This window comes from Rhizorhabdus sp. P4_G5 (genome assembly GCF_056401065.1).
Genome location: NZ_JBFUKB010000008.1, coordinates 14,046 through 37,905, shown reverse-complemented (window position 1 = coordinate 37,905; position 23,860 = coordinate 14,046). Strand labels below are relative to the sequence as shown.

Sequence of the window (23,860 nt, the reverse complement as noted above, 5' to 3'; positions counted from 1 at the left end):
TCATAACGCGCTCGAACCGATCGGGCTCCGAACAAAATGCGGGGCGCGTAATATTCGTAGGTCGAAAGCGCCCCGGAAACCTCTGCTGGTCCTTCAGATGTGCGCTGTTCTGTGCTAAATGGATCGAGTCCAACCTTTATGGGAGGCATCCATGGCCATATGGGAGTTCAAGGGTCGAGAGCTCGTCAATTGCTCGTGCGACTATGGCTGCAACTGTCAATTCGATGGTCTCCCCGACAAGGGCCATTGCTACGCGGTGGCCGGCATCCAGATCGATGAGGGGCATTATCGCGAGACGCGTCTTGACGGACTTCGGATCGCGGCGGTTTTCAAATGGCCCGGGCCGATCCACGAAGGGCACGGCGAGGCGCTCGCCTTCCTGGAAGACCGCGCCGACGACGAGCAGCGTGACGCCCTGCTCAGGATCATGACCGGCCAGGATACCGACCCGTTCGCGACGATGTTCGCAGTCTATAGCTCGACCATCGAAACGATGCATCCGCCGGTGTTCACCGATATCGACCTTGACCTCGACATCGATGGCCGACGGGGCCGCTTGGTCATCGAGGGCTATGTCGAGATGACAGGCGAGCCGATCCGCAACAAGGCCAGCGGGGCCGAGACCCGTGCCCAGATCGTCCTGCCTCAAGGGTTCGAATATGCGGTCGCGGACATCGGCAGCGCCTCGAGCAGGGTGACCGGGCCGATGAGCCTGGACCTTCGCGACAGCTACGGCCAGTTCGCCCATATCCATCTCGACAGCCATGGCGTTGTCCGCAGCTGACCGGTCCGCGCTGACGGAACGGATGGTCCGGAAGGAACGGACGATCATCCTCGGCGCGATTGCCCTGCTCGCGGGACTGGCGTGGCTCTGGACCATGACGGGCGCCGTTATGCCGATGGACGAAGGCGGCATGGCTGGCATGGCTGGCATGCCGCGCTCGCCTCCGCCGTCTCTTCTGCTCACCCTTGCCATGTGGTGGGTGATGATGGCGGCGATGATGCTGCCCTCCGCTGCCCCCGTGATCCTGCTTTATGGCCGCGTCCGGCGGGAGCGAGGCGGTCAGTCCACAATCGCCGGCTCGGCTGTGTTCCTGTCAGGCTATCTGCTCGCCTGGCTGGGCATGTCCGCGCTCGCCGCGCTGTTGCAGATATGGGCGATACGGGCAGGACTGCTGAACGGCGCGACGATGCGGTCCAGCCACGCATCCCTGGCCGGAGCGACCCTGATCGCGGCCGGGCTCTATCAGCTTCTGCCGATGAAGAACGCCTGCCTCAGCAATTGCCGGTCCCCTGCCGCATTTCTGTCACGACACTGGCGACCGGGAGTCGGCGGCGCGTTGCGACTTGGCCTGATGCACGGCGGCTATTGCATAGGATGTTGTTGGCTTCTGATGGCGCTGCTGTTCGTCGGGGGCGTCATGAACTTCCTGTGGATCGCCGCGCTGACAGCCCTAGTCACAGCCGAGAAGCTCCTGCCGGGCAGCCTGCCGGTTTCAAGAGGTGCCGGCCTGGTGCTCATCGTCTGGGGCCTGGCGAGAATCCTGATCTGACGGCAAGGACTATTGCCGAGCCAGCCGGCCCGCCGGCGGTATCGCGAACACGAACAGCGTTCCCGCACCCTTGGTCGTGATCTTCTTCAGGTCCGCGGTCATATTGCCCCAGCCCTTCGCGGCGGTGGGATCGCGCGGGTCGAGGTTGTGCGCGACCATCGAGCCGATCCAGCCGCCGATGCCGGAGATGATCGCGACATATTCCCGGCCGTCGGGGCCGCGGAACACGGTCGGCTGGCCGATGATCCCGGAGCCGGTCTGATATTGCCACAGCAGCTTGCCGGTGTCGGCGTCGACCGCCTTGAACCAGCCCTCGAGATTTCCATAGAAGACGATGCCCGACGCGGTCACCGCGGCGCCGCTCCAGACCGGCCAGCGTTCCTTGATCGTCCAGATCTTGCGGCGGTTGACGGGATCCCAGGCCATGAATTCGCCGGCGTTGCCGCCAGGGCCGGGGAAGAAGCGGGGGGTAACGCCGATATAGGGGGTGCCCCGGATATAATTCGGCTTTCCCAGCAGCCAGTCCATGCAGAGATTGTTGTGCGGCACATAGAGCCAGCCGGTGACCTTGCTGAACGCGCTCGGGCTCCAGTCCTTCGCGCCGGGCGCATTGGGGCACACATTGCGCACCACCTTGCCCGGCTGCGGAATCATCTCGGGCTTGTGGCGGAGGCGGCCGGTCTTGAGGTCGACGCCGTTCGAGACCGTGTTCGGCACATATTGATCGGCGGCGAGGACTTCGCCGGTCGTCCTGTCGAGCACATAGATATAGCCGTTGCGCTCGGGCCGGATGATGACCTTCCGCGCCTGCCCGCGCCACGGCAGGTCGAGGACGATATTCTCGTTCACGCCCGAATGATCCCACAGGTCGTGCGGGGTGTACTGGTACGCCCAATGCGCCTTTCCGGTCTGCGGATCACGGGCGAACACGGCGTCGGTCCACAGATTGTCGCCGGGGCGCACCGCATGGTTCCAGGGCGACGGGTTGGACGTGCCGTGGAAGATCAGATTCTGGTCGGGATCGTAGCTGATCCAGCCCCAGGTGCCGCCGCCGCCGATCTTCCAGGCCTCGCCCGGCCAACTCGTCCGGCCCAGATCCTTGCCGCGATATTGCGCGTAGAATGGCTTGAAGACAGCGGGGTCGATCAACACGTCCCTGTCCGGACCGGTCGCATAAGCCCGCCACGCGATCGAACCGTCGCTCGCGTTGAGCGCCGCAACGCCGCCGCGCGCGCCGAACTCCGCGCCTGAATTGCCGACGATGACCTTGTTGCCGACGACGAACGGCGCCATCGTCATCGTCTCGCCCTTGGTGTAATCCCATACGGGGGTCTTCCATTTGAGCTTGCCGGTCTTCGCGTCGACGGCGACCGTGTAGGAATCCAGCGTGTTGAAATAGACGGTGCCGTCGGCATAGGTCGGCCCGCGATTGACGCCGTCGCAACAGGCCTCGCCTTGCGAGGCCGCCGCCGCCATCGACCTCACCTGCCATTTGGCGACACCGCCCGGCAATGTCGGGTCGACCGCCTTGTTGAGGTCGATCGCGTAGAGGATATTGGGATAAGGCGTCACCAGATAGAGAGTGTCGCCGACAACGATCGGCGCCGATTCCTGCCCCTGCGTAGTGCCTGAGGTGAAGGTCAGCGCGATCTGGAGCTGGCCGACATTGGCCTTGGTGATCTGGGTCAGCCCGCTGAAACGGGTGTTCGCATAATCCTTGCTCGGCATCGTCCACATCCCGTCATCCTCGGGAGAGGCGGACGCGGGGGCGACGGCGCGGCCGGCGGCGAGGGCCTGGCGGGCCGTCTCCGACGTGGGTTGCGGCGCATCGGCGCGGCCGGAGGAGGTGCCGCGATGGCACCCCGCCGCCAGCATCAGACCGGTGATCGCTAGCCCCCTTGCTAACATATATTATTTCCCTGAAATCAATAAGTTCGCTCATGAAACTTTCGGCTCGCAGCAAAGTTTCACCACCGGCCAATAAGGAAAGGGGTCATGCGTTTTCCCGCGTTGCTGCTCCTCGCGCTGCTGGCGGCTTGCCACCGGGAGACGCGCGAGACCCACCCGCCGGTGCCGTTCAGCCAGATGCGGCTGGCGACGACGACCACCGTGGTTGCGGGCGGAGCGGCGCCGGACGCGCCGGACCCGCGGATCACCCGCTTCGAAACCAACGCTTTCCATGTCAGCGAAGGCCAGCGCCTCTACACCGAGTTCAACTGCGTCGAGTGCCATGCCCATGGCGGCGGCGGTATCGGGCCGCCGCTGATCGACGACGAATGGATCTACGGTTCGTCGAGCCCGCAGATCGTCGCCACCCTGATCCAGGGGCGGCCCAATGGCATGCCGAGCTTCCGGCGGCTGCTGACCGAGCAGCAGATGTGGCAGATCGCGGCCTATGTCCGCTCGATGGCCGGACAGGTGCCCAAGGATGTTCCGCCGAGCCGTTCCGACACGTTGGCCAACACCAAGTCGCTGGCCCTGGAGAAGAGCAAGCCGCTCTACGACAGCAGCGAAGATGCGGGAGCGCGGTGAGCGTGAACCAGTCCGCGCTCGATCCGGCCGGTGACCATGCCGCGATCATCTATCAGCTCTTCGATGTGTTTCTTGGCATCACCGGTTTCTTCTTCTTTCTCGTGCTGCTGTTCCTGGGATGGGCGATCTGGCGCAGGGATCGCGACGATGATCGCGAGCAGAAGCTGCGCGTCGGCGTCGCCGGCTGGGCGGCGCTCATCACGATCGGGCTCTCCGTGCTGACCTTGGGGAGCTATTTCGCGGATCGCAGTCTCGCCTTCGCCGGCGCCGGGCAAAAGCCGCTGCGGATCAAGATGACCGCGCAGCAATGGTGGTGGGAAGTGGAATATCAGGACGACAATCCCTCCAAGACCGTCATCACCGCCAACGAACTGCATCTGCCGGCCGGCCGACCCGTCGAGATCGAGCTGGCCTCCGACGATGTGATCCACAGTCTCTGGATTCCCAACCTTGCCGGCAAGCAGGACCTGATCCCCGGCCGCACCACCGACCTGGCGCTGCTGCCGCGACAGACCGGCCATTTCCGAGCGCAGTGCGCCGAATTCTGCGGTCTCCAGCATGCCCATATGGCACTCGACATCCTGGTCGAGACGCCGGCCCGATTCGCAACCTGGTACGGTCGCTCGCTTCAGCCCGCGCCTGTACCCGTCACCGATGAGCAGAAGCGCGGCTACGCCATCGTCACCGGGCGTCATTGTGCGGGATGCCATGCAATCACCGGCACGCCCGCCTTCGGGACGGTCGGCCCCGATCTGACCCGGATCGCCAGCCGCGCGACGCTGGCCGCGGGCGAGCTTCCCAACGTCCGTTCGTGGCTGGAACGCTGGATCGACGACCCGCAGGCGATCAAGCCCGGCAGCCACATGCCGCGCGTGCCGCTCGACACCGACGAACTGCACGCGACCTCGGCCTATCTGGAGACGCTGCGATGAGCCGCGTCGACGGGCCGGAGTTCACCGGCGATGCCCTGCACCAGGCGCTCGAGAAGACCTGGTCCGACGTCCCCGGCCTGTGGGGCTGGATCACGACCGTCGATCACAAGCGCGTCGGCCGACGCTATATCGTCACAGCTTTCGTCTTCCTGGGGCTCGGCGGCATCCTGGCTCTGCTCATGCGTCTGCAACTCGCCACGCCCGACAGCGGCCTGATCAGCGCCGATCGCTACGATCAGCTCTTCTCGATGCACGGCACGACGATGATGTTCCTGTTCGCCGTGCCGGTGATGGAGGCGATGGCCGTCTACCTGATCCCGCTGATGATGGGCACGCGTCAAATCGCCTTTCCGCGGCTCAATGCCTTCAGCTACTGGATATATCTGTTCGGCGGCATCTTCCTGTGGATCGCCTTCGTGCTCAATATCGGGCCGGAAGCGGGCTGGTTTTCCTATGTGCCGCTCTCGGGCCCCGAATATAGCCCGGGCAAGCGCACCGACGTGTGGGCGCAGCTCATCACCTTCACCGAGGTGGCCGCCCTGGCCGGCGCGGTGGAATTGATCACGACCATCCTCAAGCAGCGCGCGCCCGGCATGTCGCTCAACCGCATGCCTTTGTTCGCATGGTCGATCCTGGTGACCAGCTTCATGATCGTCTTCGCAATGCCGGCGGTCATGCTGGCCTCGTCCTTCCTGATTTCCGACCGGCTGATCGGCACGCAGTTCTATAATCCCACCGAGGGCGGCGACGCACTGCTATGGCAGCATCTGTTCTGGTTCTTCGGGCATCCGGAGGTGTATATCATCTTCATTCCGGCGGTCGGTTTCGTCAGCCAGATGACCGAGACCTTCACTCGCCGCGAGCTGTTCGGCTATCCGCTGATGGTGCTGGCGGTGGTCTCGATCGGGCTGCTCGCCTTCGGCCTGTGGGTCCATCACATGTTCGCGACCGGCCTGCCGAGGGTCGGCTATAGTTTCTACACCGCCGCCAGCATGATGATCGCGCTCCCCGGCGGCGTGCAGATATTCTGCTGGATCGCATCGATCTGGAGCGGCCGGCCGCGATGGGAAACGCCGCTGCTGTGGGTCGTGGCGTTCATCATCACCTTCGTGATGGGCGGGCTCACCGGCGTCATGGTCGCGAGCGTTCCGCTCGACCTCCAGCTCCACGACACCTATTTCGTGGTCGCCCATTTCCATTATGTGCTGATCGGGGGCTCGGTGTTCCCGCTGCTCGGTGCCGTCACCTACTGGTTCCCCAAGTTCACCGGCCGCCTGATGGCAGAGCCGCTGGGGAAGTGGAACGTCCTGCTGTCCTTCATAGGCTTTCACCTGACATTCTTCCCGATGCACCTCACCGGGCTGCTCGGCATGCCCCGTCGCGTCTACACCTATCCCGCCAGCGCCGGCTGGTCGACGCTCAACCTGATCTCGACCGTCGGAGCCTTCTTGTTTGCCGCTTCGGTGCTGCTGTTCATCGGCAATATTGCCATCAGCTATCGCAAGGGCAGGGCTGCCGGCCCCAACCCTTGGGATGCTTCGAGCCTTGAATGGCTGCCAAGCTCGCCGCCGCCCAATTATAATTTCGCCCACATTCCACGCGTCGAGAGCCGCACCCCCCTGTGGGATGAAGATCGCCAGGTCATTCCCGGTCTTCAGGTTGACAAGCGCGAGTTGCTCTTGACCACGGGCATCGATGCCGTTCCCGATCTGCGTGAAGCCAGCCCGCCGCCCAATGGCTGGCCCTTCTTCGCGGCAATCGCCACCACGATCATGTTCCTGGGCTCGATCTTCAATCCCTGGGCGGTGATCTGGGGCACCCTGTTGATGGCCGTGCCGCTGATCTTCTGGTTCTGGCCGCATGATCCGCTGGAGCCGTTGCCGGAGCAGGGCGATGAGTGAGCCGCGCTTCACCGGTGACGCATCGGCTCTGCCCGATCATGCCTTCGGCCATCGCAGCACGACCTGGTGGGGGACCGGTGGTTTCATGGCGATCGAGGGAACGGGTTTTGCGCTCGCCTTCGCCGCCTATTTCTTCCTTATGGCGCAGGAACGGCAATGGCCTGCCAGCGCCTTGCCGCCGGACCTGCTGTGGGGAACGGTGACGCTGGTCCTGCTGCTGCTATCGGAACTGCCCAACATCTGGGTGAAACGCGCCGCGGAAATGGAGGACATCGCCAGAGTTAGGATCGGGCTTGTCGTGATGAGCCTGGTCGTCCTGCCGATCTTCGCCACGCGGGCATTGGAGTTCGATCACCTCAATATCGGGTGGGATCGCAACGCCTATGGCTCGATCACCTGGGCGCTGCTGTTTCTGCACACAGTCCATCTGATCACCGACTGGGTGGATACGCTGGTGCTGACGGCGCTCATGCACACCCGCCATGGCCTTAAGGGCCGTCGCTTCGTCGATGCCAGCGAGAACGCGCTATACTGGCATTTCATCGCCGCGAGCTGGGTGCTCGTCTACGGCATGATCTACTGGGTGCCGAGGCTGCACGGATGAGCGGGCTGAGACCCTGGTCGGCCTGGATCGGCGGCATTGCGGGCTGGTTTATGTCGCAGCAACTGGGATCGGACTTCGTCCAGCTCGACTGCCGCCATGCGACGCTTCTCGCCTGCGTCTTCGGCCTGGCTGGCGCGGCGATCCTGCTCCTCGGCGCTGCGCTCTCCTGGCCGATCTGGCGGCGCGCGGAAGGCGACCTCTCCCAGCCCCATGCCGGCAGCCGCCGCTTCGTGGCAGGCACCGGCGAACTTGCCGCCGTGATCTTCCTCCTTGCGATCATCTTTCAGACCGCATCCTCTTTCATTCTCCCGCAATGTCACGCCTGACGGCTCTGCTGCTATTGTCGTTCACGGCCTCGGCGGCCCATGCCCATGGTGGTGCCCATGCCGTTGCAGCCGGCCCGCCGGGCTGGACGTTGGATCCGGGCGTGATCGGGCCGCTGGCGCTGGCGCTCGCTGTGTATCTGATCGGCTTCACGCGCCTGCGCGCGCGCCGAAGCCTTTGGAGGAGTGCCGCGACATTCGGGGCAGGGTGGCTCGTTCTGGCTCTGGCCCTGATCTCGCCGCTACACGAGGCCGGTGAGCGCAGCTTTACCCTGCATATGATCGAGCATGAACTGATCATGCTGGTCGCTGCGCTGCTGCTGCCGCTGTCGCGGCCATGGGGCGTCATGCTGTGGGCATTTTCCAGACCCATGCGGGCGGTACTGGCGTCGCCAGGGCGATTCGTGCGGCGCCTTGCCAGCCCCGGGCTCGCGACCGCGCTCCAGGCCGCCGCGCTGTGGGCGTGGCACGCACCGCCATTGTTCAACCGCGCGCTCGGTCATCCCGGCTGGCATGTGGCACAGCACCTATCCTTCCTCATTACCGCGCTGCTATTCTGGTGGGCAATGCTGCGCACGCCCAATCGCGCCCTGGCCGCCCTGTGCCTGTTCGCGACGTCGGTGATCGGCGCGGCGCTCGGCGCGCTCATGGCGCTTTCGGCGAGCCCCTGGTACTCGGCCTACGCCGCCATGGGCATGATGCCGTTCGGTGTCACGCCTACCGAGGACCAGGCGCTTGCCGGTCTCATCATGTGGGTACCAGGGGGCCTTGTTCATGCCGGTGCCGCGATACTCCTGCTCCGGCGGTATCTTTCGGATGGCAGGGATGCAGGCCGGGTGAGAGCGAGCGCGCCGGCGTGATGGCGATGTGTTCGTGCGCCGGACCGAATGCCGGGATGAGCCAGATTACGCTCCACGATTTGCTCGGCCTGCACGATCCCGATCTCCAGGCGAGCAGGGCCACCTGCTACGCGACGAACGTGAACATGCCATAGCGCATCGCACCCGTGCGATAGGCCAGGATGAGGCGCGGCAGGCTCAGCGCGAAAAGCCGATTCCGCGCCCGCAGCACGCGGCTGCGGGTGTCCGGATCGGTCATCATCGCGCGGAGCAGGCGCCGCAGGCATATCGTCCAGGTCCGGGCCACCTGCGCGCTGAGATCCTGGTGCTGCTCGCAGGCGAAGCCGGCCTGTGCGGCGAGATCGAGATAGTGCGATCGGCTGCCCATCGACGGCAGCCGCCCCTCCAGGCAGATCGGCTCCAGCAGGTGCCGGACATGCCAGCGCTTGGGGGCCTCGGCGGAAAGCCACGCGCAGACGACCAGCCGGCCTCCCGGCCGAAGGACCCGGCGGGCTTCGCTGAAGAAGGTCGCCTTGTCCGCCATATGCTCGGTGCTTTCGATCGCATAGGCCCCATCGAAGCTGGCGGATGTCAGGCCATTGTTCAGCCAATCGCGGCAATGGAGCGTGACGTTGGGCATCGGTGGGGCGTGCGCGGCCTGCTCAGCGGACAGGGTGAAGCCGGTTACATGCAAACCTCGTCCGGCCAGCCGCCGCGCGGTTGCCCCATAGCCGCAACCTATGTCGACGACATGCTCGCCCGGCCTGCAGGCGAGGCGATCGGCCACGGCGTCGCTCAGGGCCTCGACGGCGGCGGTTGCCGTCTCCCGTCCGGATCGCCACAGCCCATGATGGACATGCTCGCCCCACAGCGCCCGGTAGATAGGGTCGAGTTCGTCATAATGATCGGCGACCGCGGCGACGCCGATGGGCCGGCGCGGCAGGATCAGGACCATGCCGGCGCCCCGCCCGGATGCACGCCCTGCATCCTGCCGTCACCGCACATGTTCGACGCACAGCCGGAACGGGAAGCGCCGCACGATGCTGACCTGGTCGGCCGAGATGCCAGCATCGGCAAGGATCGACTGCCACTCCGCGGGACGAAAGGACCGCGCGATCGACAGGGTGCCGTCCTCCCGGACGATCCGGTGGACGCGCATGAGGCGGGCGAGCAGCGGGAAGCCGGCGTGCGAGAAGCGATGGCGATGCAGGTCGCTGATCAGCCAGCCGCGTTTGGAATGCTGCTCCATGTGCCGGATGAACTCGCGCAGCTGGTCGTCGGTCATGTGGTGGGTGACCTGGCTGCTGACGATGAAGTCGAACGGTCCGGGCACATCGTGATAGTCGCCGGTGAGATACTGGATATCCAGATCGGTTCGGTCGGCGGCGCGGGCGATCGCAGCGCTGCGCGGGTTGAGGTCGACGCCGACGAGCGCAGCGCCGATCCCGCGCTTGCGCGCCCAACGGCCGATATCGCGCAGCATGTCACCGGCACCGAAGCCCACGTCGAGCAGGCGGAAATTGCGAAGTCCCATCGTTGCGCCCGCGAGATAGCGGAGGGTGGGCTGCGTGGTGAATGTCAGCCGGTTCACTCGGGCAAGATCGTGCAGAACGGCGGCATAGGTTGCCGGGTCGAGATCGTCGGCATCCATCTGCTCTTCGGCGCGGCTGCGGATGGCGAGACTTTCCGTCTTTCTTCTCCTTCGGGGGCCCCGCTTGTCAGTGTCACCTCATAGCACTTCTGCGGCGGAGCTTCGAGCAGGAAGCCATGCGCGCGGCCGCGCCTCGTCACATTTGCGATGATCTCCTCGCCCGCGGGAGCGACCTTAGTCGCCCGCTGGTGAGCTCGATCGATCGCTGCGAGCACCGTATCCGGCTTCGCATAAGGGACCATGTGGCCAGCGCCCTTTACCGATCAGTTCGCTGTCCGGCACGACAGCGTGCACGGCGGCTCAGCTTGGCGGCGTTCTGTCGGCATTGTTGATCACCGTGGACACGCCGGTGACGATCTGGGCTTCTGCGAATGGCTTCTGGATGAATAAGCTGCCGGGTACGCCCTGGGAGTGCCATTCGACGCCGCTGTCGGCGCTGATATACACGACCCCGATGTTCGGCTTCAGCTCGCGCGCATGGCGCGCGACATCCCAGCCCGAGATCGAGCTTCCCAGCCGAATGTCGGTTACGATTGCATCCGGCTGACCGTCGCCTTCCAGGGCAGCCATCGCGCCGGGGCCGTCCCCGGCCAGCATGACGGCAAAGCCTGCATTGACGAGTGCGTCCTCGATGACCGCCTGGATGATGTTCTCGTCTTCGACAACCAGGATGATCGGCAAGTCCATTGATGGGTCCCCCAACCCGGGCGCTCAACTTTACCATAAGCACAAGACATGTGGTTGTATACCATGCGTTTTTCCGCGCACCGCCATTCAGGCCGCGTGCCTGCCGGAACCGTCACGATCGCCAAGCGTATCACTCGCCACAGCTGCTTGAAATCAGCGCTGGCCGTTTCCTTATTAGGAAGAGAGTGGCCGGGTCGTCCGCGCGATCCGCTTCCGTGCCACGAGAGAGGACTCGCCAATGACCGGTCGTACACGCAACTGGATGTGGGCAGACGCCGTCGATCTGATCGATCGCGTCCAGCGCCTCAACCGGCAATCTTTCGCACCGGTGCGATCGGCGGGTGGTGCGCCCGGCTGGGAGCCGCCCGCCGACATGCTCGAGACCGACGCCCAGGTGCTGGTGCTGGTGGCTTTGCCGGGCGTCGATGTCGAGCAGACCGAGGCGGTGATCGAAGACGGCATCTTGATCGTGCGCGGCTCGCGGATCCTTCCCTCCGAACTCCGCACCGCGAAGATCCATCGCCTGGAACTTCCGCAGGGGTGCTTCGAACGCCGGCTCCCGCTGCCTGCCGGCCGCTATGAGGCGGTGCGCCGGTCCAGCCTCAATGGCTGCCTGCTGGTGACGTTGCACAAGGCAAACGGGGGAGCACGCAGATGACCGATGCCCTGACTGGAACGGACCGCGCGGAGGCGGGGACGGAGGCTGTCGAGATCCGCACAACGATGCCGGAATTGCCGGCCGACGCCATGATCATCTTGCCGGTGCGCAACTTCGTGATGTTTCCCGATGTGGTGATGCCGCTGACGATCGGGCGTCCCGCTTCGGTCAACGGTGCCCAGGCGGCGGTGCGTGAGAGCCGGCCGGTCGGCATTCTCACCCAGAGAGACGCGGAACTGCAGGACCCGACGGCGCTCGACATGCACCGCATGGGTACGGTCGCCAACGTGCTGCGCTACATCACCGGCCCCGATGAATCCAATCACCTCATCGTGCAGGGTGAGTCGCGCTTTCGCGTCCTCGAGTTCCTGCATGGCTGGCCGTTCCTCGTCGCAAGGATCGAGCGGATCGAGGAGCCATCGACCAAAGGCGCTGAGATAGAGGCGCGGTTCATCAACCTGCGCAAACAGGCACTGGAAACCGTGCAGCTTCTGCCGCAGGCGCCGCAAGGGCTGAGCGACGCCATCCAGAACATCGCATCCGCGGCGTCGCTTGCCGACATGACGGCAGCCTATCTCGACATAACGACTGAGGAGAAGCAGGAGATACTGGAGACTGTCGCCCTCGACAGGCGGCTCGACCGCGTATTGGCGCTGCTCGCGCAACGTCTTGAAGTGCTCCGTCTGTCCGCGGAGATCGGCCGCGGCGTGCAGGAGAAACTCGGCAATCGCCAGCGCGAGCATCTGCTGCGCGAGCAGATGGCGGAGATCCAGCGTCAGCTCGGCGAGGACGAAGGCAATTCCGCCGAGATCGCCGAACTCCGCGATGCCATCGCCAAGGCCGGCATGCCCGAGGATATCGAGAAGCAGGCGACGAAGGAGCTGCGCCGGCTCGAGCGGATGCCCGACGGCGCCGCCGAACATGGCATCATCCGCACTTATCTCGACTGGTTGACCGAATTGCCCTGGGCGACGCCCGATCCCAAGCCGATCGACATCGCCCAGGCCCGAGAGCAGCTCGACGCGGATCATTATGGGCTCGACAAGATCAAGCGCCGGATCGTTGAATATCTGGCGGTGCGCAAGCTCGCGCCGGAGGGGAAGGCGCCGATCCTTTGCTTCGCCGGCCCTCCCGGCGTGGGCAAGACCTCGCTCGGCCAGTCGATCGCGAAGGCGATGGCGCGCGAGTTCGTGCGCGTGAGCCTCGGAGGCGTACATGACGAGGCGGAGATTCGCGGCCACCGCCGCACCTACATCGGCGCGTTGCCCGGCAACATCATCCAGGCGATCCGCAAGGCGGGCACGCGCGACTGCGTGATGATGCTCGACGAAATAGACAAGCTCGGCCGCGGCATCCAGGGGGATCCATCCTCGGCGATGCTCGAAGTGCTCGATCCCGAACAGAACAACAGCTTCCGGGACAATTATCTCGGCGTTCCATTCGATCTCAGCCGAGTTGTCTTCATCGCCACGGCGAACATGCTCGATACCATCCCCGGGCCGTTGCGAGACCGCATGGAGATCATCTCGCTCGCCGGCTACACCGAGGAGGAGAAGCTCCGCATCGCCGAACGTTATCTCGTGCGGCGCCAGCTCGAAGCGAACGGTGTGGCGGACGGGCAGGTCGAGATCGACGGCGCCGCGCTGAGCGCCATCATCCGCCACTATACCCGCGAGGCGGGGGTGCGGAATCTGGAGCGCGAGATCGGCAAGGTGATCCGCCATGCGGCAGTCCAGATCGCCGAGGGCAGCGCGACCCATGTCGCGTTGGGTGAGGCGGATGTGACCGAGATACTCGGCGGCCATATATTCGAGAATGAGGTGGCACAGCGGACCAGTGTGCCGGGTGTGTCCACCGGGCTGGCATGGACGCCGGTGGGCGGCGACATCCTGTTCATCGAGGCGAGCCGCATGTCCGGCTCCGGGCGGCTGATCCTGACGGGGCAACTCGGCGACGTGATGAAGGAGAGCGCGCAGGCAGCGCTCAGCCTCGTCAAGAGCCGGGCCGACGCACTGGGAATCGATGCCACATCGTTCGAGAAGAGCGACGTTCATGTCCACGTCCCCGCCGGCGCCACGCCAAAGGATGGTCCGAGCGCCGGGGTGGCGATGTTCATGGCGCTGACCTCGCTGCTGACGGGCAAGACCGTGCGCAGCGATACCGCGATGACCGGCGAGATATCGCTCCGGGGACTGGTGCTGCCGGTCGGCGGCATAAAGGAGAAGGTCGTTGCTGCGGCAGGCGCTGGCATAACCCGTGTCATGCTGCCGGCCCGCAACCGCCGGGACTATGACGACATCCCGCAAAATGCCCGCGAGAAGCTCGAGTTCATATGGCTCGAGAAGGTCGAGGACGCGCTGGAGCAGGGATTGGACCCCTGACCGATCTTCTTACGCACGGGATCGCCTGTGCTCGATCAGTGCAAGGCGGCCTCGGCTGGCACATTGCCCTTCGGGCGGGGGGACAGCCACACCCAGGCTGCGATCAGCCACATCGTTAGCGCGACGATCAGGAATACCTTGTCGGTGGCAAGGGTCAGCGCCTCCTTGTCGACAAGTTGCGCGATGATCGTGCGGGTCTGTTCGGTCGAGAAACCTCTGGCCGTCAGCGCGGCGCTGGTCACGTCGGCGTGGATTTTTCCGGCCAGATCGCTGCCGAAGCTCCGTGCCTGGTCATCCCAGTAGGTCATCGTCAACGACGTCGCGACCGCCAAGGCTATCGTGCGCACGAAGTTCTGAAGACCGGCAGCCGATGCGACCTCTTCCGGCGCGACGGATCCCAGCGTCATCGTCGTGACCGTCACGAAGAAAAAGGGCATGCCCAAGCCCATCAACATCTGGGGCAGCGCCAACGTCCAGAAATCCGCTCCGCTGGTCCAATTGGTACGGAGCAGCGTCGCGATGCCGATCCAGACCAGGGCGGCTGACAGGATGATCCGCGGATCCATCTTCGTTGCCAGGAGCGGAGCGAAGCGTCCTACGACTATCCCCGACATAGCTGTGAATGCGGTGGCGAAGCCCGCCTGGGTGGCGGTATAGCCGAGCGACAGCTGCATCCATTGGGGTATGACCACGATCCCCGCGAAATAGGCTCCGAAGCCCATCGCGAGCGACACCGCACCGATCGAAAATCCGCGGTAACGGAACATCCTGATGTCGACGATCGGATGATCTTCCGTCAATTCCCAGATTACGAAAACGAGGAATCCGATCCCGGCGACGATCCCCAAGACCAAGACGGTCGGATCGGCAAACCAGTCATGCTCGCGACCTATGTCGAGCATGATCTGAAACGCACCGATCCAGGTGATGAGCAGGGCCAGTCCGATTATGTCAATCGGCCGTTTGACGGTCAGCGTTTCGATCGGCCGCACGAGCCTGTAGGCGGTGATGGCGCAGAAGGCGACGATTGGCACGTTGATGAAGAAGATCCAGTGCCAGCTTATATTGTCGCTGATCGTGCCGCCCAGAATTGGGCCCAGCGCCGGTCCCACGAAGGATGTCATCGCCCAAAGGGTCGTTGCCTGGGCGCGTTTTTCCGGCGGATACAGCCGAAGCAACAGCGTCTGGGTGAGCGGCATTAGCGGACCGCCGCATATTCCCTGCCCGATCCGGCAGACGATGAGCATCCCCAGACTGACGGACATGCCGCACAGCACCGAGAAGATGCCGAAACCGAGCACGCCCAGCACGAATGTCCTCACCGCACCAAAGCGTTCGGCGAGCCAGCCGGTCAACGGTACGCAGATGGCTTCGGCGACCGCATAGGAGGTGATCACCCACGTCCCCTGGCTGGGTGATATGCCGAGGTTGCCGGCAATATGCGGCACCGACACGTTCGCGATTGTCAGGTCCAGGATGACCATCAGGTTGGCGGACGCCAAGGCGATGGTGGCGAGGAACCTGCGCCGTCCGGTGACCAGGTCATATGTTTCCCTGTGGTCCATGGAAGCTCAGTCGCCGGAGACGTCGACTTCGGCTTCCATGGACAGCCCGACCCGCAATGGGTGCGCGGCGAGCTCCCTGGGATCGAGTTCGATCCGCACCGGCACGCGCTGGACGACCTTGATCCAGTTGCCGGTCGCATTCTGCGCCGGGATCAGGGCGAAGGCGGAGCCGGTGCCCCCCGAAAAGCCGACGACCCGGCCATGAAATTCGACATCGCCACCATAGATGTCGGCCGTCAGGGTTGCCGGCTGGCCAGGCTTCACGCGGCGGAGCTGCCGTTCCTTGAAGTTCGCTTCGACATAGACCTTCGACAGCGGCACGATGGTCATGATCGAGGTGCCCTGCGCAACGCGCTGCCCGACCTGAACCTGCCGGCGTGCGACGATCCCGTCGATGGGCGCGCGGATGACGGCGCGATCGAGATCCAGCCTTGCAGCCTCGAGCTTCGCTTTCGCGGCCAGCACCATCGGATCGGTTTCGATCGTCGAGCCGGACACAAGCGCCTGGTTGGCCGCGAGTTCGCCTGATGCGGCACCGCGGCTCGATTGCGCCTGGGCGATGCCCGCCCGGGCGACGTCGAGATTGGCGCGAGCGGCCGCGAACGCCTTGCGCGCACTGGTCAGCTCTTCGCCCGACACCGCACCCGAGGGCTGAAGTTCGAGGCGCCGATCGAGATCGATGCGGGCCTTGTCGTAATCCGCGCGGGCGTTGGCGAGCTGGGCCTCGGCGCGCGCGATGTCGGCGCGGCGTGCTTCGACCTGTGCCAACAGGGAGGTGCTGGTGGCCGACGCCTGACGGAACATGCGCCTGGCGCGCGCCAGTTCCGCCTCCGCCTGCGCATAGGCAATCCGGCTGTTGCTGTCGTCCAGGCGCACCAATATGTCGCCGCGCCGCACCGGCTGGGTGTCGCTGACGGTGACCGAGAGGACCTGCGCCGAGAGCAGTGGTGTCACCTGGGCCACCTCGGCATTCACATAGGCGTTGTCGGTGCTGACATGGTTGCGGCCGATCAGCAGGTACCAGAGCGTATAGAGCAAGGCGGCCGCCGCCACGGCAAGCGCGAGTCGCGTCAACCAGGTCTTGCGCGCCTGCAGCCGAACAGCCTTGGCGGCGTCTTCAAGCTCGTGCATCGAGGCATCCGAAGGCTTGGTCACTGGATCGGCATCAGCCATTGGGCCTGTCCTTGGCAAGATGTGCGGTAGTGGTCGTGAAGCCTCCGCCAAGCGCTCGGACCAACATGACGTCGAGTGCAAACGCGCGGGCGCCCAAATTGGCGACGAAGCGGCGCGCCTGCAATACCCGCTCTTCGGCGGTCAGCACGTCGAGATAGGTCGACAATCCACCCTGGTAGCGCTTGCGGGCGATCGAATAGGCCTCCTCGGAGTCGGCGAGCGCCTGGCGAGACTGGTCGAGGCGATCGGCCAGCGCTCGCTGGCTGGTCACGGCGTCGGCAACCTCGCGATAGGCGCCTATGACGGTCTTGTCATAATCCGCTACCGCTTCGTCATAGCGTGCGCGCGCTTCGCGATAGCGGCCGCTCAAGGCGCCGCCATGAAAGATCGGAAGGCTCACGGCAGGTCCTGCATTGCCGAAGAGCGATCCGCCCTTGGTGAGATTCTCCAGCCCAATCGATTGTACCCCGACAAGTGCGCCGAGGCTGATCGAAGGATAGAAATCGGCGCGTGCGACCTTGATCCGGCTTGCGGCAGCTTCGGTTCGCGCCCGCGCCGCCACGATATCCGGTCGCCGGCCGATGAGATCGGTCGTCACCTGTGCGGGCAAGCCAGGTCGATGGAGGCTTGTCAGCAAGGGGCGGGCTATGGTCAATCCGCGGTCCGGGCCGGCACCGACGAGGGCGGCGAGCTGGTTGCGGCCCAGCGCGATCATCTCGTCGATCTCGGCCAGTTCGGCTCGCGCCTGCGGAACGCCAGCGTCCGCCTGCTTGAGCTCAGCCCTGGTGTCGAGCCCGGTCCTGACCCGATCCGAGACCAGCTTCTGGGTCGCGAGCCGCAGCTCAATGGCCGCTGCCTGCACATCGCGTTCGGCGTAGAGCCGCGCGAGGTCTGCATAGGCTGCTGCAATGCTCGTGGTGAGCATCAGCCGGGCCTGGTCCTGCTCGATCCGGGCCGCCTCCGCTTCGGAGGTTGCTGCGGCGAGAGCAGCGCGGTTGCGGCCCCAGACGTCCAGGTCGAATGAAAAGTTCAGTGCCGCCTGTCCGGTGTCCTTCCAGCCGTGCGGCACGAAAGCCGGTGGAATCCCGAGATAATAGCTCTGTTTTTCCACGCCGCCCTTGCCCTGTGCGTCGAGCGACGGAAGCAGGGAGCCGCCGGCCGCCTGCGCCAGTCCCTGCGCGCGACGGAAGCGCGCTGCCGCTGCGACGGCATCAGGGGATCCTTTGAGGCCCTCGTCGATAAGCTGCGCAAGCTGGACGTCGCCATAGCTTTCCCACCAGTCGCCATCCGGCCAATCAGCGGACGTGGGAGTCGCCAGGCTTCGCTCGGCCGCCATCGTCGCTGCCGAGCGGATCTGGGGTCTGGCTCCGAGATTTGGCACGGCCGCGCACGCCGTTAGCGAAGCCGCCATCGCGGCGGCTAAGGTCAGGCGGGACATCGAGAACCGATTCGAATGCATATGAAACCGTACTGCCTGGTATTATTTCGGCATGTGATCCCAAGTTGGCCACTTGTCAATGCTGATCTGTACCATATAGTACGGTAATGATCATGGTACATGAAAAGCCGATATTGGGGCGGAGGGAGGCCAGGCGGCTCGATCGCCGGGAGACCATTCTGGCGGTTGCCCGCAGATCGTTCCTTGAGCAAGGATATGCCGCGACGACGATGTCCGGCATCGCAGCGGCCCTCGGCGGGTCGAAGGCTACGCTATGGAGCTATTTCCCGTCGAAGGAGGCTCTGTTCGAGGCGGTGCTCGACAGCGCCACATCGGCGTATCGCCTCGAGGTTTCGACGTTGCTCCATCCATGCGGGGATCCTGAGCGGACACTCCGAGCCTTTTGCAGAAGCTACCTGCACAAGGTCACAAGTCCCGAAGCGATCGCGCTGCACAGGCTGGTGCATGCCGAAGCCGGCCGCTTCCCGGAGATGGGAGCTATTTTCTACGAGCGTGCGCCGTCCACAATTCACGCCCTCCTCGAGGGTTTTGTCGAGTCGGCGATGGAGCGTGGCCTGCTCCGCTGCGACGATCCGATGCGGGCCGCGAAGGTCCTGACGAGCCTGTGCGTCTCGGGATGTTACCAGCAGTTGCTGCTCGGCCAGCTGGAGGCGCCGACGCCCGAGCTTATCGCCGCCGATGCCGATGCGGCGATGGACATCTTCCTGCGCGCCTACGCCCCCTGAACGAAAAAGGGCGACCCGAAGGCCGCCCTCTGTAATTCCCCGATTCGGGACCGATCAGCGCGAATAGAATTCGACGACCAGGTTCGGTTCCATCTTCACGGCATAAGGCACTTCGTCCAGCGTCGGCACGCGGACGTAGGTGACCTTCGAGCCGCCGTCGGCGGCGATATATTCGGGAATGTCACGCTCGGACAGGCCCTGTGCTTCGAGCACCAGCGCCATTTCCTGCGCCTTCGAACCCAGCGAGATCTCGTCGCCCGGCTTCACCAAACGCGACGCGATGTTGCACTTCACGCCGTTGACGCGGATGTGGCCGTGGCTGACCAGCTGGCGCGCGGCGAAGATCGTCGGCGCGAACTTGGCGCGATAGACGACGGCGTCGAGGCGGCGCTCGAGCAGGCCGATCAGGTTCTGCGAGGTGTCGCCCTTCATGCGCGAAGCCTCGGTGTAGTTCTTCTTGAACTGCTTCTCGGTGACGTCGCCGTAATAGCCCTTGAGCTTCTGCTTGGCCTTCAGCTGGATGCCGTAATCCGACATCTTGCCCTTGCGGCGCTGACCGTGCTGGCCCGGACCATATTCGCGCTTGTTGACCGGGCTCTTCGGACGACCCCAGATATTCTCGCCCATGCGACGGTCGAGCTTGTACTTGGCGCTGGTGCGCTTCGTCATGATATTTCCTTCAATCGCTACAACGTTTTCGTCCCAGCTTCGGCAGGGACGGTTCTTTCCCGGTATTTCGCTCTGCTTGGTCCTTGCGAACGGCAGGGCCACCACTTCACCGGGGTGTGGGGCCTATTGCGAAGGCGGGCCTATGGCGGCGAAAGGGCGGATAGTCAAGCCTGCCGGACCGCGCTAAGGGCCGCGCATGACCGACCAAAAAACCGTACCCGCCGCCGATTGCACCGATATGAGCCAGGTCCGCGCCGCGATCGATGCGCTGGATACGCTGGTTGTGACGCTGCTGGCCGAACGAATGCGCTATATCGAGGCGGCCGCGCGGATCAAGCCGAGCCGCGACGCCGTGCGCGACGAAGTCCGCAAGGCGGCGGTGGTGGCGCATGCGGTCAAGGTCGCCAACGACCGGGGCTTTCCGCCGAAGCTTGCCTACCAGCTGTACGACATGCTGGTGGAGGGATCGATCGCTTATGAGTTCGAGACGTTCGACAGGCGGCAATCCTAGACCTTGATTCACGCTTTCGGCGGAAGCGCCACGCGCTTCCACCTCAGACGATCATTGCTTTAGGGTGGGTCCCCCGCTTCGGGTTCGGCGATCGTCATGTCAGGCCGGTTCTCCGGGGCAATGCCATAGCTGGGGGGCCACGCCGTTGGCGGCAGGTGATGCGTACCGAATATCCGGTCGTACAAGGGCAGGATCGACGCATAGTTGCGGTTGACGTGATCGATCCGCGAATGATGCCAATGGTGGAAGCGTGGCGATGACAGGACATGTTCGAGCCAGCCGAGCCGCCAGCCGATATTGGAGTGGATGAAGAAGCTCCACACCGTGCCGGCGATCAGCACGAGCACCGGTATGCTGCTGCCCGATCCCGATCCCGGCGCTCCGAAGCCCGCGATCGAAACCAGCGACAGTCCGCACATCCGCGTGAAGATGATGTCGATCGGATGGGCACGGCTGTTGATGAGCCAGTCCATCCGCTCCGGCTCGTGGTGGGTCGCATGATAGCGCCATAGCCACGGCACCTGGTGCATCGCCCGGTGGCCCCAGTAGAAGCCCAGTTCGCCGATCACGAAGGCGGCGGCAATCTGGATCCAGATCGGCAGCATCGCGACCCAGAGAAAATAGCTATCCGGAACAAGCTGTCGTGAGAGCGCGGCGATGGCCCCCAACGGGAAGGCGAGTATCAGCGTTGGAATCAGGCCGGTCAGGAAATAATAGCCGAGGTCGACCAGCATCTGCGGACGAAGAGTCGGCTGTCGGTTCACGGCGAACAGGCGCTCGAGCGGCACGAACAGCGCGATCAGGAGGAACAGCCAGATGATCTGGCTCCTCAGGATCAGCAGCAGGTGCATCAGCTCGGGGGACATGTTGTTCCGCCCTGGTTCCAAAACGGCCGGCCGCCGATCCTAGGGCGTGGCGGCTGTCCTGTCAGCCGTCGGCCGGCGGGGATCGATTTTCAGATGATCTGCGCGTTGAGCGCGCGCCGGCCCGTCAATGGCTGGCGGCGCGTCCGCATCACCCCGCCGACAAGCCCGAAGCCGATCAGCATCATCGCCCAGGTCGACGGCTCGGGCACCGAGAGATTGACGTTGTCGATCAGCGCGAAGGGCGGCTGGCCGATCGGCGTACCATAAGCGAGCAGCGACAGTGTCTGCGTGGTCGCGGTCGCGGTGAAGGTCATGTTCTCATATTGCCACGGAACGAAGCCATGGCTGGCATTGGCTTCGATGTGGGTCGTGTAGAATTCGGAACCCGGATCGAAGACGGTGCTGCCCTCCTCGCCGCTTGGTATGGTGTAAGAGCAGATGCCGAAGCAGACGGTCCAACCTTCGGTGGTGTCGCCCGAGAAGCCCTGCTGCTGGGCTGCGGCCCAAGCGAAGGTCAGGTGATATTGCCGGCCGATCTGGAGGCCCGTCACGACCTGCTCGATCGGACGGTTGAGATAGGCGCCGTCCGCAGCGATGAAATTGCCGCCGCCACCGGTCGAGGTGATCGGGCTGTTCGTCAGGCCGTTCATCTCCGGGCTGCCGAATGTATCGGGACCCCACAGCGAAAAGCGGGAATCGCCGGGATTGGCGGTGGTATAGGCCCCGTCGAACAGATCATCGGCGCCGGTCAGCGAGCCGCCCCCGAAATAGCTGGGATTGTCCATCATGACGAAGTTGTAGCCGCCAGTGGTTGTCCAGCCCGTCAGGGTGGGGAGGCCATCGGTGCCATCACCGAAGATCGTCGAATGCTGGGCATTGCCATTGGTCATGGTGACCAGGTCGAAATCGCCGTTGACGAGCAGGTTCGCAGCCTGAGCCGGCCCTCCCGCCGCACAGGCAATGGCAGCCGCCGCGAGGGCGAACAGCTTGATACGCATGACCACAGATCCCCCGATCACAGAACGCAATCCAAGATACTTACGACATTTCGAAGATCGATGCAAGATTCCGCGGAAAACTGGGATTTACATCTAGTTTACAATCAGGGTGACCGCCCATCAACCATGTAAGTCCGATGATTTAGGGGATATATTCGCGGCGCCGCAGCATTTCAGCGCCGGCGCGGCTTGTCGATAGTACTGAGAACTCCGCGCAGCGTCCGTATTTCCTGAGCGTTCCACGCTGGCTTCGTCAGCAGGCTGCGCAGCGTCCGCCTGGTGACCGGTGCGCGGTCCGGTGGGAAGAAATAACCGGTGTCGGTAAGCATCCGATCGAGATGGTCGATCAGGCCGTCAAGATCTTCCTGCGGTGCGGGGGGATCGAGATCTACCGCTGGCGGCGAAGAGAGTTCGACGCCCTTGGACCACTCATAGGCGATCAGGATTACCGCCTGCGCGAGGTTCAGGCTGCCGAACTCGGGATTGATCGGGACGGTGATGATCGTCCTGGCCAAGGCGACATCGTCGGTTTCAAGACCCGATCGCTCGGGCCCGAACAGGATCGCGCTACGGCCGCTCTCCGTATGAATATCAGCGGCGGCCGCCTCGGGCGTCACCACCGGCTTGGTCACACCGCGCTTGCGCACCGTCGTCGCATAGACATGCGCGCAATCGGCGGTCGCCTCCGCCACGCTGTCGTAAACCTGGGCGCGCTCGAGAACGATATCGGCACCCGAGGCCGCTGGACCTGCATCGGGATTGGGCCAGCCGTCGCGGGGGCTGACCAATCGCAGCTCGATTAGCCCGAAGTTGAGCATCGCGCGCGCGGCCTTGCCGATATTCTCGCCCAACTGGGGGCGGACGAGGACGATGACGGGGGGGCTGGCTGCTGTTTGCGGCTTCCGCATTTCTTGCCGCTCATCCTGAGGAGAGGCTGAGCTTGCCGAAGCCTCGTCTCGAAGGATGCTCGACTTCTTGGCGAGCCGCGTGAGGGCGGACCAGTTGCCATCGATCAGAGCCTGCTTCTTGAGGCGCGACCAGCCCTTGATCCGCCTTTCCGCCGCGAAAGCCTGATCGCGCTCCGGAAACTCCTCGGACCACACCAGACTGACGGGGCGGCGGTTTTGCGTATAACCAGTAATGGCGCCGGATTGATGCTGAGCGATCCGGCTCGTCAGATCATCGGAATGACCCACATAGAAGCTGCCGTCGGCGCAGCGCAGCATATAGGCCCAGAAACTCACTTTAAGGGTCCTTCGATACGGGGCTTCGCCAAGCTCAGCCCCTACTCAGGATGAGCGGGCCGATGAAGATGGGACGGAAGCTGGAATGTTCACTCCCGCCCCGCCTCGCTTACCGCACCGGCGAAATCCTCGAAATCCTTGGCTTCGCGGAAGTCCTTATACACGCTGGCGAAACGGATATAGGCGACGCTGTCGAGCGCCTTGAGGCCGTCCATCACCATCTCGCCGACCGCACTGGCGGGAATCTCGTTGTCGCCCAGGGTTTCGATCTGGCGCTGGATCGCCGTGGCCAGCCGCTCGATCCGGACAGGGTCGACCGGACGCTTGCGGCAGGCGATCTGGATCGAGCGTTCGAGTTTCGAGCGGTCGAACGGCTCGCGCCGGTTCTCGCTTTTCACCACCGTCATCTCGCGCAGCTGGATCCGCTCGAAAGTGGTGAAGCGCGCACCGCATCCCTCGCACTGCCGCCGCCGCCGGATCGCCGCCCCGTCGTCGGTGGGGCGGCTGTCCTTCACCTGGCTGTCGTCATGGGCGCAGAAGGGGCAGCGCATTATTGTGCCCTACGGGCGCACGGCACCGGCCTGCTCCC

General features: G+C 64.3%; 24 protein-coding genes. 12 read left to right on the top strand and 12 right to left on the bottom strand.

Annotation, left to right across the window (positions count from 1 at the left end; genetic code table 11):
- Positions 1–151 precede the first annotated feature (151 nt).
- On the top strand, positions 152–784 hold the full coding sequence (locus tag AC1DQK_RS14855) for a DUF1326 domain-containing protein (RefSeq protein WP_477871850.1): 633 nt from the start codon (positions 152–154) through the stop codon (positions 782–784).
- Positions 765–1,553 (top strand): DUF2182 domain-containing protein, encoded by a 789-nt coding sequence (locus AC1DQK_RS14850; protein WP_477871848.1) that lies wholly within the window; start codon positions 765–767, stop codon positions 1,551–1,553. The genes AC1DQK_RS14855 and AC1DQK_RS14850 overlap by 20 nt, the downstream gene beginning before the upstream one ends.
- Positions 1,554–1,562: 9 nt before the next feature.
- Here AC1DQK_RS14850 and AC1DQK_RS14845 read toward each other — a convergent pair whose 3' ends face one another.
- The gene (locus AC1DQK_RS14845; RefSeq protein ID WP_477871846.1) at positions 1,563–3,461 is read right to left on the bottom strand and encodes a PQQ-dependent dehydrogenase, methanol/ethanol family; all 1,899 of its coding nucleotides are present in this window, start codon (positions 3,459–3,461) and stop codon (positions 1,563–1,565) included.
- An 87-nt stretch (positions 3,462–3,548) separates the two neighbouring features.
- Between AC1DQK_RS14845 and AC1DQK_RS14840 the strand changes: the two genes are divergently transcribed.
- Genes AC1DQK_RS14840 through AC1DQK_RS14815 form a run of 6 tightly spaced genes read left to right on the top strand, consistent with a single transcriptional unit; the run spans position 3,549 to position 8,705 of the window.
- Entirely contained in the window at positions 3,549–4,085 is a 537-nt protein-coding gene (locus AC1DQK_RS14840; protein WP_477871844.1) for a c-type cytochrome, read from the top strand.
- 2 nt (positions 4,086–4,087) lie between these two features.
- Positions 4,088–5,017 (top strand): cytochrome c oxidase subunit II, encoded by a 930-nt coding sequence (locus AC1DQK_RS14835; RefSeq protein WP_477871842.1) that lies wholly within the window; start codon positions 4,088–4,090, stop codon positions 5,015–5,017.
- A complete protein-coding gene (gene ctaD / locus AC1DQK_RS14830) occupies positions 5,014–6,918 on the top strand; it encodes a cytochrome c oxidase subunit I (RefSeq protein ID WP_477871840.1) in 1,905 nt (634 codons plus the stop codon). The genes AC1DQK_RS14835 and ctaD overlap by 4 nt, the downstream gene beginning before the upstream one ends.
- On the top strand, positions 6,911–7,522 hold the full coding sequence (locus tag AC1DQK_RS14825; protein ID WP_477871838.1) for a cytochrome c oxidase subunit 3 family protein: 612 nt from the start codon (positions 6,911–6,913) through the stop codon (positions 7,520–7,522). Before ctaD ends, AC1DQK_RS14825 begins: the two co-directional genes overlap by 8 nt.
- Entirely contained in the window at positions 7,519–7,848 is a 330-nt protein-coding gene (locus tag AC1DQK_RS14820; RefSeq protein ID WP_477871836.1) for a hypothetical protein, read from the top strand. The genes AC1DQK_RS14825 and AC1DQK_RS14820 overlap by 4 nt, the downstream gene beginning before the upstream one ends.
- Positions 7,836–8,705, top strand: coding sequence for a cytochrome c oxidase assembly protein (locus AC1DQK_RS14815; RefSeq protein WP_477871834.1), 870 nt, complete (start codon positions 7,836–7,838; stop codon positions 8,703–8,705). Before AC1DQK_RS14820 ends, AC1DQK_RS14815 begins: the two co-directional genes overlap by 13 nt.
- 106 nt (positions 8,706–8,811) lie before the next feature.
- Here AC1DQK_RS14815 and AC1DQK_RS14810 read toward each other — a convergent pair whose 3' ends face one another.
- From AC1DQK_RS14810 to AC1DQK_RS14800, 3 genes are all read right to left on the bottom strand, one after another.
- Complete coding sequence (locus AC1DQK_RS14810; RefSeq protein ID WP_477871832.1) at positions 8,812–9,639, bottom strand: SAM-dependent methyltransferase; 828 nt, start codon at positions 9,637–9,639, stop codon at positions 8,812–8,814.
- Positions 9,640–9,678: 39 nt separating this feature from the next.
- Positions 9,679–10,335 carry a methyltransferase domain-containing protein gene (locus AC1DQK_RS14805; RefSeq protein WP_477871830.1) on the bottom strand — a complete coding sequence of 219 codons (657 nt, stop codon included), beginning with the start codon at positions 10,333–10,335 and terminating at the stop codon, positions 9,679–9,681.
- Positions 10,336–10,635: 300 nt separating this feature from the next.
- Positions 10,636–11,016: a response regulator gene (locus AC1DQK_RS14800; protein ID WP_477871828.1), complete on the bottom strand. Its 381-nt coding sequence runs from the start codon at positions 11,014–11,016 to the stop codon at positions 10,636–10,638.
- A 244-nt stretch (positions 11,017–11,260) separates the two neighbouring features.
- On the opposite strand from AC1DQK_RS14800, the gene AC1DQK_RS14795 reads away from it, so the two are divergent.
- Positions 11,261–11,680 (top strand): Hsp20/alpha crystallin family protein, encoded by a 420-nt coding sequence (locus tag AC1DQK_RS14795; protein ID WP_477871826.1) that lies wholly within the window; start codon positions 11,261–11,263, stop codon positions 11,678–11,680.
- Entirely contained in the window at positions 11,677–14,061 is a 2,385-nt protein-coding gene (lon, locus tag AC1DQK_RS14790) for an endopeptidase La (protein ID WP_477871824.1), read from the top strand. Before AC1DQK_RS14795 ends, lon begins: the two co-directional genes overlap by 4 nt.
- A 35-nt stretch (positions 14,062–14,096) precedes the next feature.
- Here the strand turns inward: lon and AC1DQK_RS14785 are convergent, their stop codons facing one another.
- From AC1DQK_RS14785 to AC1DQK_RS14775, 3 genes are read right to left on the bottom strand one after another with little or no spacing between them, the layout of a single operon-like run.
- Positions 14,097–15,626, bottom strand: coding sequence for a DHA2 family efflux MFS transporter permease subunit (locus AC1DQK_RS14785; protein WP_477871822.1), 1,530 nt, complete (start codon positions 15,624–15,626; stop codon positions 14,097–14,099).
- Between the two features lie 6 nt (positions 15,627–15,632).
- Positions 15,633–16,799 (bottom strand): EmrA/EmrK family multidrug efflux transporter periplasmic adaptor subunit, encoded by a 1,167-nt coding sequence (locus AC1DQK_RS14780; protein WP_477871820.1) that lies wholly within the window; start codon positions 16,797–16,799, stop codon positions 15,633–15,635.
- Positions 16,792–18,258 (bottom strand): efflux transporter outer membrane subunit, encoded by a 1,467-nt coding sequence (locus AC1DQK_RS14775; protein WP_477871818.1) that lies wholly within the window; start codon positions 18,256–18,258, stop codon positions 16,792–16,794. The genes AC1DQK_RS14780 and AC1DQK_RS14775 overlap by 8 nt, the downstream gene beginning before the upstream one ends.
- A gap of 92 nt (positions 18,259–18,350) precedes the next feature.
- Here AC1DQK_RS14775 and AC1DQK_RS14770 point away from each other — a divergent pair, with 92 nt between their 5' ends.
- Positions 18,351–18,983 carry a TetR/AcrR family transcriptional regulator gene (locus AC1DQK_RS14770; RefSeq protein WP_477872132.1) on the top strand — a complete coding sequence of 211 codons (633 nt, stop codon included), beginning with the start codon at positions 18,351–18,353 and terminating at the stop codon, positions 18,981–18,983.
- Between the two features lie 54 nt (positions 18,984–19,037).
- Here the strand turns inward: AC1DQK_RS14770 and rpsD are convergent, their stop codons facing one another.
- Positions 19,038–19,652: a 30S ribosomal protein S4 gene (gene rpsD / locus AC1DQK_RS14765; protein ID WP_477871816.1), complete on the bottom strand. Its 615-nt coding sequence runs from the start codon at positions 19,650–19,652 to the stop codon at positions 19,038–19,040.
- A 196-nt stretch (positions 19,653–19,848) separates the two neighbouring features.
- Here rpsD and AC1DQK_RS14760 point away from each other — a divergent pair, with 196 nt between their 5' ends.
- Complete coding sequence (locus AC1DQK_RS14760; RefSeq protein WP_477871814.1) at positions 19,849–20,163, top strand: chorismate mutase; 315 nt, start codon at positions 19,849–19,851, stop codon at positions 20,161–20,163.
- A 59-nt stretch (positions 20,164–20,222) separates the two neighbouring features.
- Here AC1DQK_RS14760 and AC1DQK_RS14755 read toward each other — a convergent pair whose 3' ends face one another.
- From AC1DQK_RS14755 to nrdR, 4 genes are all read right to left on the bottom strand, one after another.
- The gene (locus AC1DQK_RS14755; RefSeq protein WP_477871812.1) at positions 20,223–21,029 is read right to left on the bottom strand and encodes a sterol desaturase family protein; all 807 of its coding nucleotides are present in this window, start codon (positions 21,027–21,029) and stop codon (positions 20,223–20,225) included.
- 89 nt (positions 21,030–21,118) lie between these two features.
- A complete protein-coding gene (locus AC1DQK_RS14750) occupies positions 21,119–22,027 on the bottom strand; it encodes a PEPxxWA-CTERM sorting domain-containing protein (RefSeq protein ID WP_477871810.1) in 909 nt (302 codons plus the stop codon).
- Positions 22,028–22,200: 173 nt separating this feature from the next.
- Positions 22,201–23,271 carry a TrmJ/YjtD family RNA methyltransferase gene (locus AC1DQK_RS14745; protein ID WP_477871808.1) on the bottom strand — a complete coding sequence of 357 codons (1,071 nt, stop codon included), beginning with the start codon at positions 23,269–23,271 and terminating at the stop codon, positions 22,201–22,203.
- An 89-nt stretch (positions 23,272–23,360) separates the two neighbouring features.
- On the bottom strand, positions 23,361–23,822 hold the full coding sequence (gene nrdR / locus AC1DQK_RS14740; RefSeq protein WP_477871806.1) for a transcriptional regulator NrdR: 462 nt from the start codon (positions 23,820–23,822) through the stop codon (positions 23,361–23,363).
- Positions 23,823–23,860 lie beyond the last annotated feature (38 nt).